Origin of the sequence: Halalkalibacterium halodurans (genome assembly GCF_005671335.1) — a bacterium.
GTDB classification, from domain to species: Bacteria; Bacillota; Bacilli; order Bacillales; family Bacillaceae_D; genus Halalkalibacterium; species Halalkalibacterium halodurans.
Genome location: NZ_CP040441.1, coordinates 1,953,666 through 1,969,597 on the forward strand (window position 1 = coordinate 1,953,666; position 15,932 = coordinate 1,969,597).

Consider the following 15,932-nt stretch of genomic DNA (forward strand, 5'->3'; position numbering starts at 1 on the left):
TGAAAAATTCTTTTATTTTAAGATAGAACGAGTAGATTTTTGTTGAAAAATGCAATTGAAATAAAGAAAACTTTTATATTATTGGAGGGACTTATGGGAATTATTAAAGCTGCGGTAAGTGCAGTAAAAGGTGGATTGGCGGATCAGTGGCTCGAAGTTATAGAACCGCAGGGAATGAGCGATAGTACAGTGATGTCTGTTGGCGTAAAAGTGCGGCCAAAAGATCGGCGTAATCAAAATTTCAAAGGAACCGAAGCTACTGTTTCAAACGGTTCGATCATTCATGTGTACCCGAATCAATTTATGATGTTAGTCGACGGGGGAGAAATCGTGGACTATACGGCAGAGGAAGGCTATTATGAGGTGGACTTTTTTGGAATGCCGTCCATGTTTTTAATGGGGAGTTTGGCGATTCACTAAAAGAGACGTTTAATCGAGTGAAGTTTGGCGGGGTTCCATCGAAAACACAGAAGGTTTACTTTATTAATCTACAAGAAATTAAAGGTATTAAATTTGGGACTCGTCATCCAATTAACTATTTCGATAACTTTTACAATGCTGAATTATTTTTAAGAACTCACGGAACGTATTCAATCAAGATTGTTGACCCAATAAAATTTTTTATGGAGGCAATTCCACGTAATCAGTCGGTCGTTGATATTAAACAAATTAACGAACAATATCTCTCAGAGTTTATGAATGCCTTGCAGGCGGCCATCAACCAAATGTCCAGTGATGGGACACGCATCTCGTTTGTCACGTCAAAGGGGATGGAGCTAGCGAAATATATGGCGACCGTTTTAGATGAAGATTGGCGTCGGATGCGCGGGATGCAAGTGGAATCTGTCGGAATTGCAAGTATTTCATATGATGAACAATCGCAAAACTTAATCAACATGAGAAATAAAGGGGCGATGCTACAAGATCCTACCGTGCGAGAAGGGTATGTTCAAGGTTCAGTTGCACGAGGATTAGAGGCTGCTGGTTCGAATGAAAGTGGTGCGATGCAAGGCTTTATGGGGGTCGGCATGGGGATGCAAGGAAGCGGTGGCTTTATGGGCGCCGTTTCAGATGCTAATCGTCAGCAAATGCAGCAGGCTCAACAGTCGGGCGGACAACAGCAGGCAGCTCAAGCTTCCGAGCAATGGAAATGCCGTTGCGGTCAGATGAACCATGGTCGCTTTTGCACCGAATGTGGAACAGCAAAGCCGAGTCCAAATCAGGAAGGCTGGACGTGCACGTGTGGTCAACATAACACTGGGAATTTTTGTATGGAATGTGGCTTGAAAAAGCCTGAAGAAATGAAAGCTGTGACATGCAATAATTGTGGGTTTACGCCTCCACCGAATGCGGCTATGAAATTTTGTCCAGAATGCGGCCAATCGTTTAATGGTTAGCGGTTTGATGATTTCAATCATGAATAGGAGGGGCGTACTTTGGGGGTCATTGTCTATAAATGTTTAAATTGTGGTGGGCCACTGGAATTCAAGGCAGAGTCTCAAAAGTGGGAGTGTGAATACTGTTTAAGCGACTTTAGTGCAGAGGACATGAAGCGCTTTGAGGATGAGCAAAAGTCACAAGCAGTGGCAGAAATGGATACAGAAACAATCGAAAAAGAGAAGGGACAAGAGATTGAATTTGTAGAAAAAGCGAAGAGTTATAGCTGCAAAAGCTGCGGGGCGGAAATTGTAACGAAGGAAACGACGGCTGCAACTTTTTGTTACTACTGTCATAATCCGACGATCATTCCCGGACAATTATCAGGAGACTATCGCCCAGCACAAGTGATTCCTTTTCAAATTACGAAAGAACAAGCGGAAGAATCGTTCGTTCAATGGTGTAACAAAAAACCCCTTTTGTCCAAATACTTTACATTTCCTTCGCAACTCGAGAAATTATCGGGAATTTATGTCCCTTTTTGGCTCTTTGATTGCGATACATTAGGGAGCATTGATGCAGAAGCAACGAAATCACGATCGTATACTCGAGGAAATATGCGTTACACGGAAACAAAATATTATCGAGTGATCAGAGAAGGGAGAGCAGATTATCGAAAAGTCCCTGCTGATGGTTCAACAAAAATGGATGAGAAGCTCATGGGTGGACTTGAACCTTATGACTATGCAGATTTAAAGGATTTTTCCATGTCTTATTTATCGGGCTATCTAGCGGAAAAGTATGATCTCAATCAAAATGATGTGTACGGTCGAATATCGGATGTCATCCGGCAGCATACAAGCTCTCTGCTTCGGCAAACGATCAAGGGGTATGGGAGTGTTTCGATCAAAGATTCGTCGTTTAATATTAAGAAAGTTGATGCGACCTATGTATTGCTCCCTGTCTGGATGTTCACATACCAATACAAAGGCAAGACGTACGTCTTTGCGATGAACGGGCAAACAGGAAAAATTTCCGGAAACCTCCCAATTAGTATGAAACGAGCTGCTGCATGGTTCGGGATTGTTACCGGAGCGTCGTTTCTCACGATGTTAATTGGAGGATGGGTCTTATGAGTAATGTGGTCATGAAGCTATTTTATCGTATGGGTATCGCCATTATGTTACTTATTACATTCTCGAATCCGGTAAATAGTGCCACGCCTCATGTTTATGATCATGCTAAGCTCTTTACTGATTCAGAACGGGATGATTTGGAGCAGCAAGCAACAACACTTTCAGAACAGGTTCAATTGGATATTGCCGTAGTTACGATCGATGACAATGCTGGGAAAACAGCTGAGGAAAATGCAATGGACTTTTTTGACGAGCATGATTTAGGTAACGAGGATGGTGAAGACAGTGTCCTTCTTCTCATTGACATGGACAGTCGGGAAGTCTTTATATTGACGAGCGGGCTCGGGAGCAAATATTTAACAGATCAACGACTGGACTTAGTTTTGGATGACATCTATCCTTATTTATCTGAACAGAATTACACCTCTGCGGTGGAGTTTTTCTTAACAGGGGTCAACGAATACGTTCAACAAGGAATACCTGCGGACCAACACACAGTAGTAGTAAGCGAAAAAAACGAAACGAGCTTAGCCTATAAATTATTAGTATACCTTGGTATTTCGAGCGTAATCGGGTTGCTGGTTGTCGGGGGAATGGCAACGAAAAATCGAAGCACGTCTAGCATAAGTAAGGGAACTTATTTGTTAAAAGATTCGTTTCGGTTGATTCGACACGAGGATCACCACTACAATACGAAAGTGACAAAGCGGAGAATTCAGACGCAGTCCACTAGCGGGTCGCGTCCAGGACGATCGACGGTCCGAAGCTCTAGTAGTGGCCGATCATATGGTGGCCGTGGACGAAAGTTTTAATAGAATGATTTTAGGTTTCAAAACCTTGAAGGCTTAAGTTTTCAAGGTTTTTTCGTGTGCCACTTTTGTATCAAAATGATCGTGATTGATTTCTGTTTTTCGTGCTTGTTGTCTTGCTTCGTAAACTTTTAGAAATCATGTGTTTCGGTTCAGGTATTTTTCTTTTGATTGCTTCGATGATTGGCGGATGTTGTATTCGTAAAATGCAGGATGTCTCAACCATTAGTCAAAACCAGCTAAAAGTTTAATAAAAAAGATTCACGCTTTGTTAACAGGGAATAAATTGGTAAAATGAAGGAGTGGTACGAGTGAATGGCGAATGATTAATGATGAGGAGGAGTAAAATGAAATTAGTAGATTCCATTTATGGTACGTATACGGTAGAACCTGTCATTTCGGAGCTGATCGATTCAGCGCCAGTACAACGATTAAAAGGTATTCATCAGGGTGGAGCGTGCTATTTAGTAAAACCATCATGGAATGTGACTCGCTTTGAGCATTCGATTGGGGTCATGCTCCTTATTCGGAAGTTAGGAGGCTCTCTTGAAGAGCAAATCGCCGGGTTACTCCATGATGTCTCTCATACCGCTTTTTCCCATGTGATTGATTATGTATTAGCGGAAGAGGAGGAAGATTATCACGAGCAAATTTACGAGCAAGTGATACGGGCTTCCGAGATTCCACACATTTTAGACAAGTACGGCTTTGACTTAGAACGAATCGTCCTTAATCATTCGTGCTGGACTTTACTAGAGCAATGCTCACCGTCTCTATGTGCTGACCGAATCGATTATACACTTCGGGATTTATACACTTATGGCCATATTAACAACCAAGAAGTGGATGATTTTATCGCTAATTTGATTGTTGTAGATGGAATCATTAGCACGTCTTCTGTTGCAGGGGCTGAGTGGTTTGTAAGAGCATACTACAAGGAAGTGATTGATTTCTTTTTAGATCCATTGAACGTATACGGTTCGTCTGTTTTAACATCAGTGCTAAAGAGTGCCGTTGAACGAAAAGCCCTAGGCCTAGATGACTTTTTAAAAACAGACCAAGAACTCATGGAGCAATTACAACGATTGAACGATGACTCGATCCAAAAGCAGCTTGCTACCCTCCATCCACACGTTAACGTTCGCGAAAATGAAAATCACTACCATATTCATAAAACGAACAAGCTCCGGCTAATTGATCCTCATGTGTATCTAGATGGAACTTTTCAACGAATATCCTCACTCTCTAAACAGGTGAAAAAGTGGAATGAAGAAGCTCAGAGACGAGCGGATCGAGGGGCTTATGTGGAGGTTTTGTCCTCGTAAGGTCATAGTTTAATCTTATTGAAGGGTATGTCATAATAAATGATAGCAGGTAATTAAAGGGAAAGAAGTAGGGTGATGAGATGATGGCCATTATACAGTTGAATGAATCTCACTATGACGAAGTTCTTAATCTATCAAGCTATGCTTTTCAATATCCATTGACCCAAAGCGAGAGACAAGAACGTGCGATTATTTTAAAGGAACAAGACATTTACGGTATTTTTCATGATGAACAATTGGCAGCAAAGCTACATATTTATCCATTCCAAATATGGTTTAATGGTCAGAAAATAGAGATGGGTGGTATTGCTGGTGTCGCAACGTATCCTGAATATAGGCGTCAAGGTTTTGTTAAAGATTTGCTGCTTCACTCATTACGAGAGATGAGGCGCAATGGTCAATCCGTTTCGATCCTCCACCCTTTTTCAATCCCATTTTACCGAAAGTATGGCTGGGAGCTTTTTTCTTATTATGTTTCGGTTGACTTTTCAGTTAAGGAGCTAGTTCTTATGGAGGAGCCCTCAGGATATATGAGGCGACGTACCGCTAAGGCTACGCTTGCAGAGCTTCGTACGATTTACGATGAATATGCAAAAACGTATTCAGGGATACTTGATCGCAAGGACTCTTGGTGGCAACAGAAGGTCGTAAACGATTGTGAAATAGCCATTTATTATACTAAAGAAGGAAGCCCTACTGGGTATATTCTTTATCAAGTGAAAGACGCAAAGATGATCATAGATGAGTTTGTAGCCCTCCAACATGAGGCTCGGCTAGGATTATGGAACTTTATTTGTCAACACGATTCAATGGTACAAACGATTACTATTACGTTACAAGAACATGATCCACTGCTATATACTTGCTTGCACGTCAAAGATCGCATTGAACAAAAGCCCTTCGGCATGGTGAGGATTGTGGATGTTCAGCGTTTTTTAACACAATGTCCATTTTTATTGAAAGAGAATGACGAACCGTTGTTTTTGCATGTTTTGGATAAACAAGCACCATGGAATCGAGGGGTATTTAAATTGACGGAGGGCACTTGCACGAAAGTGGATGAATTTGCAGGGAACCGAGCGGTAGTCATTGAAATAAATCATTTAAGTGCGCTTTTATTCGGATACAAAACAGTAGGTGACCTTTTAGCAATTGAAGCTGTAAACGGCCCAGAGGGGGAAATTGTACGGCTTGCGCAGATGATTCCAAGAAATCGTCCGTTGCTTCTTGACTTTTTCTAAACATTACTGCAAGGGTGCTCCCTTGCAGTAACCATCACTTTGCCTGAAAAAACCGCACGTATTGTGCGGTGTGGATGAAGAATGATTAATTCATATAAGGCAAGTTGTTTCCGAGAGATGTAATGACATCTTGGCTCACGGCATCAAAGGAGCCGATCGTAAATACACCTAAAACTAATGTTGCAACAAATAAACCTTTTACCATTTTCATGAAGTATTTCCCCTTTCGTGTAGGTTTGCAATCAGTATAAACGAAAAATGGGCGGAAGAAAAAAGCGAAAAGAATGAAAATATAGGATTTTTACGCGATTTTTAAACCAAATTACGGAATTATCTAGTTCTCTTGTACGGGCTTATTAATATATTAATTTTTACTTGGAGGGCTATTATGGAGACATTATCGGTTGGACATAAAATTAAGACGCTTAGACAGTCCTTAGGGTTATCACAGCGCGATTTAGCTGAAGGGATTTGCACTCAAGCGTTAATCAGTCATATTGAAAAAAACAAAACGACGCCTACAATTGATGTCTTTTTTAATATTGCCAAAAAGCTCGGAGCCCCAGCAGATTATTTCTTGGAAACGCATGACAATTCCTTAGATTATATTTTGGAAGTACAGTACCAAATACGTAAACAAGTTCAAGAGCATAATTATGAAGAAGCATTAAACATTATTAAGACAGAACGGAAAAATCCGATTTTTAACAATAGCAAATATTTGCAATTTTTATTGTGGCATGAAGCCATTTGTGACTATTTTTTTAAAAAAGATTACGATGAGGCTGTTGATAAGATTGAAAAGGCATTAAAACTAACCCATAGTGAGGGCAGTTCTTACTCCGAACGAGAAATTGAAATTCTTATAAATTTGGCTAACTTTCATGATTCAGAGAAAAAATATGACCTGTCAACTAAAATATATCAAGACATCAACGATTCTTTAAAGGCATTAAGCTATCTATCCGATCGAAAAATTCAACTTCGTTTTTTATTTAATTATTCGTTAAACCGAAACAATGTTAAGAGATATAAGGAAGCAATTGATTTGTGTAACAAAGGTATCATTCTCTGCAAGCAGCATGGATTTTTATATTCATTCGGAGAGTTTCATTATCAAAAAGGACAAAACTTGATTGACCTTGGACGAAAAAAAGAAGCATTGAAGTTTTTAGAAAAAGCAAAAATGATTTTTGACATTCAGGACAACGAGTTGTTTGCTAACATTGCAGATAAGGAGATCAAGAAACTTCAAAAATCGCTAGAAATGACAGTTAGCTAAAAGGTTTAACACCTAAAGCAAAAACCTTTCCTCATGAGTATGAGAGGGAAGGTTTTTCTTATTTTTCACTCGATCTCTTTGAAAAACTGTCCGATATAAAGAAAGAGGGGATGAAAAGTAAGATAGGGTTATAGAAATGAGGTGAGGGGATTTGAACAACAAAGAGCGATTATTATATGTACAAGAAATTTTACAAAAAGAGACCGATGAGGAGAATGAATTAACTCTTGAGCAAATTATGACAAAGCTTCATGCTGTTAAAGGTACGGAAGTCAATAAAAAAACGTTGCGTGATGACTTAAATGCTCTTAAAGATTCTGGGTTATTTCCCATTTCCGTGAATCAAGAAAAGAACGGAGTGGAGAAAACGTACCAACATCGAACGAAATTATTTACCATTCAGGAACTGCGCCTCTTGGCAGATGCTCTTACGACCGCGTCGTTCATCAGCAAAGAAGAGACTGAGCAAATGATTAACAAGCTAAAAAAGCTAACGAGTCATAGGCTAGCAGATCATTTGGATAACCGACTACTGGTACCGCCAGATCGAGGGAATAGGGAAGTTCAAGAGCTCATAAAGACCGTTCACTTACTCCATGATGTGATTAAACACGGTGACGTCATTCGCTATCAGTATGGGCAATACAACCTTACGAAAGAATTTACGCTGCGTGAAAATGGGCGTTTTTATACATTAAAATCATATGCACTTATCTGGGATGATCAGAGGTATTATTTAATTGGGGAAGACGAAGACGAAGATCTAATTCGTTATGAACGGGTCGATCAAATGTATCATGTGGAACGAACAGGTGCCTTTTTCACATGGCCTGAAAAATTTGATCTTATGGAATGGCTTCGCACCCACTCTTCTGTGATGACAGAGCAGAAAGAAGACTTGCAGCTTGAATGTCACCTAGATTCCTTGCAAGACGTACTCGATTGTTTTGGACTTGATGTAACGATTCAATCGTTAACGGATGAGCGTTTTCTCTTGGCAACGAAGGCTGTCATAGACAAAGGATTGATGGATTGGCTCTTTTCTTTAGGAGGAAAGGTGAAAGTGATTCATCCACCTAAGCTTGCAGAAGAAATTCAGCGGGAAGCAACGGCGATTATAGATCAATATCGATTAGCAAATTCATGACAAAATGATAAAGTGCGATAGAGGGGGATAATATATGGAACGCTGGGAAAAGGTTGGAATATTTGTTCGCGATCATGAAACGGTGACGTTGTTTACAGCTATGGAGCAAGAGACGGAGGAGAGAGAGGAAGGTGACAGGCAATATAAATGGACTTACTCATGTTATGGACGGAATGGAAAAGTGAATACGTATAGTCAAGAGGAAGAGCACTTGCTAGATGTTATTGATCAGTTTCATGACAAAGGATTTTGGGCGTTCATTCCGGTCATAATCGATAAGGACCATACTTATTGGGTAAAACGAGAGATCAATCGAAAAATGGAGAACGTGTGGAAGTCACATGGATAACCATTCAAGGGAAAGGTGATGTCAATTGGGCATCGCCTTTTTGTATTCGGGATTTAAACAAACGGTTACCAGGAGGTATATTGTTAAAAAGGGAAGGGAAAATGTTTCTGCTTATCACTCTCTATAGAGCATGTCACAAAGGAGAAAAAAACCTGCTGGAGTTTACTATAAAAAGGCGATTGCTTACATTAAAAATCAAATGTCGTAAGTCTGCCAGCATCTTTTACCGCTGGTTTTTCTTGTGTTTTTATTTTTGTATGATTTATAATAGTGGAAAAACTGTTATTCGGACTTATATTCTGAATATCGGAACAAAGGGGTGGTTTACATTCAAATGAAGAGTACAGCAAAGGTTCTTCCACTAGGAGAGTCGGCTTTGCTGGTGCAATTTGGTAAGGAGATAGATCCGCATGTTCAGCGAAAAGTGGATGCCTTTATGACCTTGCTTGAAACGGAGCCATTTCTAGGGATGCTTGAATGTGTACCATCCTATACGAGTGTTGCGGTTTATTACGACATTTTAAAAATAGCGCCCATGATCGATCATGGTACCACAGCATTCCAAGTTGTCCGAAAACTAGTTAGCGAAAAACTCGAACAGATGAACGAAGGGACGGTGAAGGAACGAAATGTCATAGAAATACCTGTGTGCTATGGAGGGAGCTATGGCCCGGATTTAGAGGAGGTTGCTCAGCATAATCAGCTTAGTCTAGAAGAGGTTGTGAATATACATGCGAGTAAGGAATATTTAGTGTATATGATCGGCTTTGCCCCTGGGTTTCCTTATTTAGGAGGAATGTCAAAGCGAATCGCAGCTCCTCGGAGGAAGGAGCCACGGACGCTTATACCTGCTGGTTCCGTCGGGATTGCTGGTGAACAAACAGGCGTTTATTCCACAGACACACCTGGAGGATGGCAAATCATTGGAAAAACCCCACTCTCTTTATTTCGACCAACAGCAAAACACCCAAGTCTTTTGCAAGCGGGGGACTTTGTTCGCTTTCAACCAATTACAGAGAAAGAATTTATTCGTTTGGAAGGTGAGGAGGCATGAGCATGACAATTTTTCGACCAGGTCTGTTAACTACGATTCAAGACCTTGGTCGAACGGGGTATTTAAAGTACGGTGTCATTGTTAGTGGCCCGATGGATGAATATGCTCACCGAATGGCCAACCTACTTGTCGGGAACGATGAAAAAGCGGCACTTTTAGAAATGACATTTATCGGTCCGACGATTCAATTTACGTCTGATCAGCTGATCGCGATGACAGGTGGGGACTTGTCCCCTACGATTGATGGCCACTCCGTACCGATGTATCGTCCTGTATTTGTAAAAAAAGGAGCCGTTCTATCTTTTGGACGTTGTAAAACAGGCTGTCGATCCTATTTAGCGATTGGCGGCGGAATCGATGTACCAAAGGTCATGAACAGCAGGAGTACCTATCTTCGTGCAAAAATTGGTGGTTTTCAAGGAAGGGCGTTAGTCGAAGGAGATGAACTTATATGCGGAGCTCCACCGGAGCAGACAGAAAGACTAGTGAAAACATGTCAAAAGGGAATCGTCCATTCGTTCGCGACAACTAAATGGAGCGTCGTATCTTCGCAACGGAGTAGGGATGGAGCCGAAAAGGTGGTACGGGTAACCGTTGGTTCACATTATGAACAGTTCTCAGAGGCTAGTCAGCATAAGTTTTTTTCCGAAACGTTTCAGGTTACTTCAAAATCGGATCGGATGGGTTATCGTTTGAAAGGCCCAACTCTTGAACGTCTAGAAGAACAGGAGTTAATCTCGGAACCGATTTCGGTTGGGACGATTCAAGTGCCTGCTGACGGAAACCCAATCATTTTGATGGCTGATCGGCAGACAACAGGGGGCTATCCTCGAATCGCCCATGTCATTGCCGTGGATTTACCGATTATTGCACAAGCCAAGCCTGGAGCAGCCATTCGTTTTCAACAAGCGTCGCTAAAAGAGGCAGAGCGACTATACATACGACGAGCACGTGAATTTAACGAGCTTAAGACAAGCATTTCTTTACAAACACGCTAAATTATTTATGTTGCAAGCCAACCTAATTGCTTGGAAATGCTCTTCGCTGCATTTTTCAGAGTCACCTTCAACATAGGTAAACGCTCCTCTGTGACACGAATGTCAGGACCTGCGATGCTAATACCGGCAACAATCGTTCCAGAATGATCATAAATTGGGGCGGCGATTGCTGTCGTATTGTTTTCCAACTCTGAATGACTGATCGCAACACCCGTTTGTTGCGTTTCGGAAATACGTTCTTTTAATAGGAGCTTATCGGTAATTGTCCCGTCAGCTAATGGTACTAGCTCAACACGCTCTAGATAAGCTGTTTGCTCCTGCTCTGGTAAAAAAGAAAGGATCACTCTTTGACAGGCTCCGGCATATAATGGTGCCCGTCGTCCCACCTTTGTAAAAAGACGCACTGGATGTAGCGTGTCCAGCTTTTCGATATAGATCGCCTCGTCGCCATCGCGAACTGTGAGGTGAACGGCCTCTTCCACTTGATTGCGCAACGCTTCCATAATAGGGAAGGCTACTTGACGAAGATCCAGCCTATCTGAAACCAATTGACCCAACTCTAGGAACACGACACCTAGCTCGTAGGCTCCATCATGTCTTTTCTGAAGAAAGCCCATTTCTTCCAAAGAGTTGATCATACGGTGAACGGATGTTTTGGGCATCCCTGATTGTTTTACCATCTCTTGTAGGGTAAGGGTTGGATAGGTACGAAAGAGGTTAAGGAGGTTCATGGATTTAATTACGGTTTTATTTTTTTCTTGCATCGTATGCCTCCGAAGAATGATCATTACTTATCATTCTACTAAACGGAATAGGGCCTGTCTAGATAACTAGCGAAAGGGTGAAATGAATGAAACAAGAGCTTATGGAAAAAGAATTGACAAAGAAACGAAGGTTGACCGCGATGATGGGAGCCACGTTTCTCATGGCTACTTCAGCCATTGGACCGGGCTTTTTGACCCAAACGGCCGTATTTACTGAACAGTTACTTGCTAGCTTTGCTTTTGTTATCCTCGCATCGATTATCCTCGACATCGGGGCACAGCTGAACATATGGCGCATCATTGCCGTCACGAAAATGAAAGGTCAAGACATTGCCAATACCGTTTTGCCTGGGCTCGGATATGTTGTTGCTTTTTTCATTATCCTTGGTGGATTAGCGTTTAACATCGGAAACGTTGCCGGAGGGGGACTTGGCTCGAATGCATTGCTTGGGATAAGCCCAACGGTGGGAGCTATTTTAACAGGAGTTATTTGTATTATTATTTTTCTATTAAAGGAAGCCCAAGTGGCTATGGATAAAATTGTCCGTTATCTTGGGGCTCTCATGATTTTGCTAACAGCATATGTGATGGTCGTAAGTAAGCCACCATACGGTGAAGCTCTTGTTCATTCCGTTGTTCCACTTGAAATTGATTTTCTTGCGATTGTAACTCTAGTTGGTGGTACGGTTGGCGGTTATATTACGTTCGCTGGTGGTCACCGTTTATTAGAAGCAGGGATATCGGGAAAGGAAAATTTACGGCAAGTAACGAATACAGCGATATCAGGAATTGTCGTCGCCTCTGTCATGCGGATTATTTTGTTTCTAGCGATTTTAGGTGTCGTTGTTGCGGGGTATACACTCAACCCAGACAACCCTACGGCAGATGTGTTTAAGCATGCGGCCGGAGAAATCGGCTACCGTTTGTTCGGTCTCGTGTTCTGGGCGGCTGGAATTACTTCTGTCATTGGGGCTGCGTATACGTCCGTGAGCTTTTTGACGACCTTTCATCCGAGTATTGAGCGAAACAAAAACTATTGGACGATCGGGTTCATTGTCTTTTCCACATCAGTCTTCGCTCTTGTTGGACAACCAGTCACTCTACTCGTGTTAGCCGGGGCCTTTAACGGGTTGATCTTGCCATTAACACTTGGCTGCATTTTGCTTGCTGCCCATCAGAAAAAGATTGTAGGTGATTATAACCATCCGATCTGGCTAACGATTTTTGGGGCCATCGTTGTCATACTCACGCTATTTTTAGGTATTCGCACATTGATGCAAATGATACCACAGCTATTTTAACTTAAAGAGGTGAAGCGAAAATGCAGCGTGTAGATTTGAATAGTGATCTTGGTGAAAGCTTTGGCGCATATACGATTGGTCAGGATGATCGTGTCCTTGAACATGTGACTTCTGCCAACATTGCTTGTGGCTACCATGCTGGAGATCACAATGTCATGGCGCGTACGGTCAAGCTCGCGGCTGACAAGGGAATGGGAATTGGCGCTCATCCTGGCTTTCCCGATTTACTCGGGTTTGGCAGACGAAACATCCAAACAGATCATAAAGATATTTACAACTTTATCGTGTACCAAGTCGCTGCACTAAACGGTTTTTGCCAGTTGCATCGTGTACGGATGCAGCATGTGAAGCCTCATGGGGCTCTTTATAATATGGCAGCGAAAGACCGCGTGATCGCCGAGGCGATTGCCGAGGCCATTTACGATATTGATCCTAGCTTAATTTTATTTGGTCTTTCCGGAAGTGAGTTAATAAAGGCTGGGAAAAAGCTCGGTCTAACCGTTGCCAATGAAGTGTTCGCTGACCGTACGTACCAACCCGATGGCACACTGACGCCGAGGAGTGAAGCGAATGCCCTGATCAAAGAAAGTGAACGAGCGACCGAACAAGTGATTCAAATGGTGAAAGAAAGCAAGGTAATCGCTATCGACGGAAGTCACATTCCGATTGAGGCAGATACGATTTGCGTACATGGTGATAGTCCAACCGCCCTTTCATTTATTGAGCGATTGCACGCACAATTACAGGTAGAAGGTGTGACGGTCACAAAGGTTAGCGATTTTTTATTTAAATGACAACCGTTTGGAAGATTCCACAAAGGTGGAGTCTTTTTTACTTTTAAGAACGGTAAAGAACAGTACTAGAGTATAGAAACCTTTTGTAGTTAAGCCATTAGTGATCTCTTCTTTGAGAGCACTCTTTTAGCATCTTGAACGTGTGAACAAATCGGAACATTTATAGACAATGTGAGACGTAACAGTGTTGCTAGTTTTGTAAAAGCCTGTAGAGATGCAGGCTTTATTGTTGGCACAACTTTTGCAAGAAACAAAATGTAGAAGCACTTTTTTGAAAGCGCTTCATAAAAAGGTGAGGTGATAAAGATGAAGACAGTGGAACAGACAAGTCCAACAATGACAAGTGAGAAGGCGAGGTGGATTTATCAAAAAATGGTGGAGATCAGAATGTTTGAGGATCGAGTCCATGACATTTTTTCTAAAGGAGAGATTCCAGGATTTGTTCATCTGTATGCAGGTGAAGAAGCGATTGCTGTTGGTCTATGCGCTCATTTAGATCACAACGATTACATTACGAGCACACACCGGGGGCACGGTCACTGTATTGCAAAAGGGTGTGAACTGGATGGGATGATGGCTGAGATTTACGGTAAAAGCACAGGCCTTTGTAAAGGAAAAGGAGGTTCCATGCATATCGCCGATTTAGATCGAGGGATGCTCGGAGCTAATGGAATTGTTGGTGGCGGCTTTACCCTTGCAGCCGGGGCTGCCTTAACAGCGAAATTTAAACAGACCGGAGGAGTCGCCGTCTGCTTTTTTGGAGATGGGGCGAACAACCAAGGTACGTTTCATGAAGGGATTAACTTAGCCGCAATATGGGATTTACCCGTCGTATTTGTCGCGGAAAATAACGGCTATGGAGAAGCGACACCTTTCCATTATGCTTCTGCTTGTGAACAGATTACTGATCGCGCAAAAGGTTACAACATACCAGGTGTCAAAGTGGACGGCAAAGATGTGGTCGCTGTCTATGAGGTTGCACGTGAAGCAGTTGAGCGAGCCCGCCGAGGAGAAGGGCCGACGTTAATTGAATGTATAACTTACCGCAACTACGGTCATTTTGAAGGCGATGCACAAACGTACAAAACAGGTAGAGAGAAAGAGGAGCACACGGAAGAACGGGATGCCATTACACTTTTCGAAAAGTATGCGCTAAGCAATAATCTCCTGACGGAAGAAGCGATCCAAACGGTACGACACGAGGTGGAAGAGTCGGTCGATCGAGCAGTAGATTTTGCAAACGCGAGTGACTATCCACAACCAGAAGAGCTGTTAACTGATGTGTATGTTTCTTACGATCACGAAGGGAGGAACGGATAATGACAAGAAAAATCAGCATGTCGAATGCTATTAATGAAGCCATGCAATTAGCGATGCGTCAAGATGAACATGTCATCTTATTAGGAGAAGATGTGGCAGGTGGTGCAGAGGTGGATCATTTGCAAGACGATGAAGCATGGGGCGGCGTCTTTGGGGTGACGAAGGGGCTCGTACAGGAATTTGGTAGAGACCGCGTTCTTGATACACCGATCTCTGAGGCAGGCTATGTTGGGGCAGCAATGGCCGCTGCGGCAACAGGGTTACGGCCGATCGCTGAATTAATGTTTAATGACTTTATTGGCAGTTGTTTAGATCAAGTGCTGAACCAAGGGGCTAAGCTAAGGTATATGTTTGGTGGTAAAGCGCAAGTACCTGTAACGATTCGCACGATGCATGGGGCTGGATTTCGCGCGGCGGCGCAACATTCGCAAAGCCTTTATGCAATGTTCACGGCGATGCCAGGCATTAAAGTCGTCGTTCCTTCTACTCCTTATGACGCGAAAGGCTTGCTGCTTTCTGCTATTGAAGACAATGACCCTGTTATCTTTTTTGAAGATAAGACGCTTTATAACACAATGGGTGAGGTTCCTGAGGGACATTATACCATTCCGCTCGGAAAGGCAGATATAAAGAGAAGGGGGGATGATCTAACGGTCGTGGCGATCGGCAAGCAAGTCTACACAGCTTTAACAGCTGCTGATCAGCTTGCAAAGAAAGGAATTGAAGTTGAAGTGATAGACCCGCGAAGTTTATCACCGCTAGATTCTGAGACGATCTTAACGTCAGTAGAAAAAACGAATCGACTCATCGTCATCGATGAAGCGAATCCAAGGTGTAGCATGGCTACTGACATTGCTGCTCTTGTGGCTGATGAAGGATTTGATTTCTTGGATGCACCGATTAAGAGAATTACAGCACCTCATACGCCAGTACCGTTCTCACCTCCATTAGAGGATCTATACTTGCCGACTCCGGAAAATGTCATTCAGGCCGTATCAGAACTATTAGGAAATTCATCATTACAAAGCGTATAGG

17 protein-coding genes are annotated in these 15,932 nt (G+C 42.4%); 15 read left to right on the top strand and 2 right to left on the bottom strand.

What is annotated here, in order from left to right; genetic code table 11:
• The first annotated feature begins 93 nt into the window (after positions 1 to 93).
• The 6 genes from FED51_RS21355 (at position 94) to FED51_RS09675 (ending at position 5,888) form a co-directional block, all read left to right on the top strand.
• Complete coding sequence (locus FED51_RS21355) at positions 94 to 420, top strand: hypothetical protein (RefSeq protein WP_233443891.1); 327 nt, start codon at positions 94 to 96, stop codon at positions 418 to 420.
• 17 nt (positions 421 to 437) lie between these two features.
• On the top strand, positions 438 to 1,397 hold the full coding sequence (locus tag FED51_RS09655) for an SPFH domain-containing protein (RefSeq protein ID WP_233443892.1): 960 nt from the start codon (positions 438 to 440) through the stop codon (positions 1,395 to 1,397).
• 39 nt (positions 1,398 to 1,436) lie between these two features.
• Entirely contained in the window at positions 1,437 to 2,513 is a 1,077-nt protein-coding gene (locus tag FED51_RS09660; protein ID WP_010897967.1) for a TFIIB-type zinc ribbon-containing protein, read from the top strand.
• Positions 2,510 to 3,325, top strand: a complete 816-nt coding sequence (locus FED51_RS09665) for a TPM domain-containing protein (RefSeq protein WP_053431284.1) — start codon at positions 2,510 to 2,512, stop codon at positions 3,323 to 3,325. The genes FED51_RS09660 and FED51_RS09665 overlap by 4 nt, the downstream gene beginning before the upstream one ends.
• 344 nt (positions 3,326 to 3,669) lie before the next feature.
• Complete coding sequence (locus FED51_RS09670; RefSeq protein ID WP_053431283.1) at positions 3,670 to 4,647, top strand: HD domain-containing protein; 978 nt, start codon at positions 3,670 to 3,672, stop codon at positions 4,645 to 4,647.
• A gap of 80 nt (positions 4,648 to 4,727) precedes the next feature.
• The gene (locus tag FED51_RS09675; RefSeq protein ID WP_083445545.1) at positions 4,728 to 5,888 is read left to right on the top strand and encodes a GNAT family N-acetyltransferase; all 1,161 of its coding nucleotides are present in this window, start codon (positions 4,728 to 4,730) and stop codon (positions 5,886 to 5,888) included.
• Between the two features lie 85 nt (positions 5,889 to 5,973).
• Here FED51_RS09675 and FED51_RS21560 read toward each other — a convergent pair whose 3' ends face one another.
• The gene (locus FED51_RS21560) at positions 5,974 to 6,099 is read right to left on the bottom strand and encodes a hypothetical protein (RefSeq protein ID WP_276403805.1); all 126 of its coding nucleotides are present in this window, start codon (positions 6,097 to 6,099) and stop codon (positions 5,974 to 5,976) included.
• A gap of 177 nt (positions 6,100 to 6,276) precedes the next feature.
• On the opposite strand from FED51_RS21560, the gene FED51_RS09680 reads away from it, so the two are divergent.
• From FED51_RS09680 to FED51_RS09700, 5 genes are all read left to right on the top strand, one after another.
• The gene (locus FED51_RS09680) at positions 6,277 to 7,170 is read left to right on the top strand and encodes a helix-turn-helix domain-containing protein (RefSeq protein ID WP_053431281.1); all 894 of its coding nucleotides are present in this window, start codon (positions 6,277 to 6,279) and stop codon (positions 7,168 to 7,170) included.
• A gap of 151 nt (positions 7,171 to 7,321) precedes the next feature.
• On the top strand, positions 7,322 to 8,317 hold the full coding sequence (locus FED51_RS09685; protein ID WP_053431280.1) for a helix-turn-helix transcriptional regulator: 996 nt from the start codon (positions 7,322 to 7,324) through the stop codon (positions 8,315 to 8,317).
• A 34-nt stretch (positions 8,318 to 8,351) separates the two neighbouring features.
• Entirely contained in the window at positions 8,352 to 8,666 is a 315-nt protein-coding gene (locus tag FED51_RS09690; protein WP_053431279.1) for a hypothetical protein, read from the top strand.
• Positions 8,667 to 9,000: 334 nt separating this feature from the next.
• Complete coding sequence (pxpB, locus tag FED51_RS09695) at positions 9,001 to 9,720, top strand: 5-oxoprolinase subunit PxpB (RefSeq protein ID WP_053431277.1); 720 nt, start codon at positions 9,001 to 9,003, stop codon at positions 9,718 to 9,720.
• Complete coding sequence (locus FED51_RS09700) at positions 9,717 to 10,718, top strand: 5-oxoprolinase subunit C family protein (RefSeq protein ID WP_053431276.1); 1,002 nt, start codon at positions 9,717 to 9,719, stop codon at positions 10,716 to 10,718. Before pxpB ends, FED51_RS09700 begins: the two co-directional genes overlap by 4 nt.
• Before the next feature lie 5 nt (positions 10,719 to 10,723).
• On the opposite strand, the gene FED51_RS09705 is transcribed toward FED51_RS09700, so the two are convergent.
• A complete protein-coding gene (locus FED51_RS09705; RefSeq protein ID WP_053431275.1) occupies positions 10,724 to 11,482 on the bottom strand; it encodes an IclR family transcriptional regulator in 759 nt (252 codons plus the stop codon).
• An 86-nt stretch (positions 11,483 to 11,568) separates the two neighbouring features.
• On the opposite strand from FED51_RS09705, the gene FED51_RS09710 reads away from it, so the two are divergent.
• The 4 genes from FED51_RS09710 (at position 11,569) to FED51_RS09725 (ending at position 15,931) form a co-directional block, all read left to right on the top strand.
• On the top strand, positions 11,569 to 12,783 hold the full coding sequence (locus FED51_RS09710) for an NRAMP family divalent metal transporter (protein ID WP_083445544.1): 1,215 nt from the start codon (positions 11,569 to 11,571) through the stop codon (positions 12,781 to 12,783).
• 20 nt (positions 12,784 to 12,803) lie between these two features.
• Positions 12,804 to 13,577, top strand: coding sequence for a 5-oxoprolinase subunit PxpA (locus tag FED51_RS09715; RefSeq protein WP_053431274.1), 774 nt, complete (start codon positions 12,804 to 12,806; stop codon positions 13,575 to 13,577).
• 306 nt (positions 13,578 to 13,883) lie between these two features.
• Complete coding sequence (locus tag FED51_RS09720; RefSeq protein WP_053431273.1) at positions 13,884 to 14,897, top strand: thiamine pyrophosphate-dependent dehydrogenase E1 component subunit alpha; 1,014 nt, start codon at positions 13,884 to 13,886, stop codon at positions 14,895 to 14,897.
• A complete protein-coding gene (locus FED51_RS09725; protein WP_053431272.1) occupies positions 14,897 to 15,931 on the top strand; it encodes an alpha-ketoacid dehydrogenase subunit beta in 1,035 nt (344 codons plus the stop codon). Before FED51_RS09720 ends, FED51_RS09725 begins: the two co-directional genes overlap by 1 nt.
• The last annotated feature ends 1 nt before the right edge of the window (position 15,932 follow it).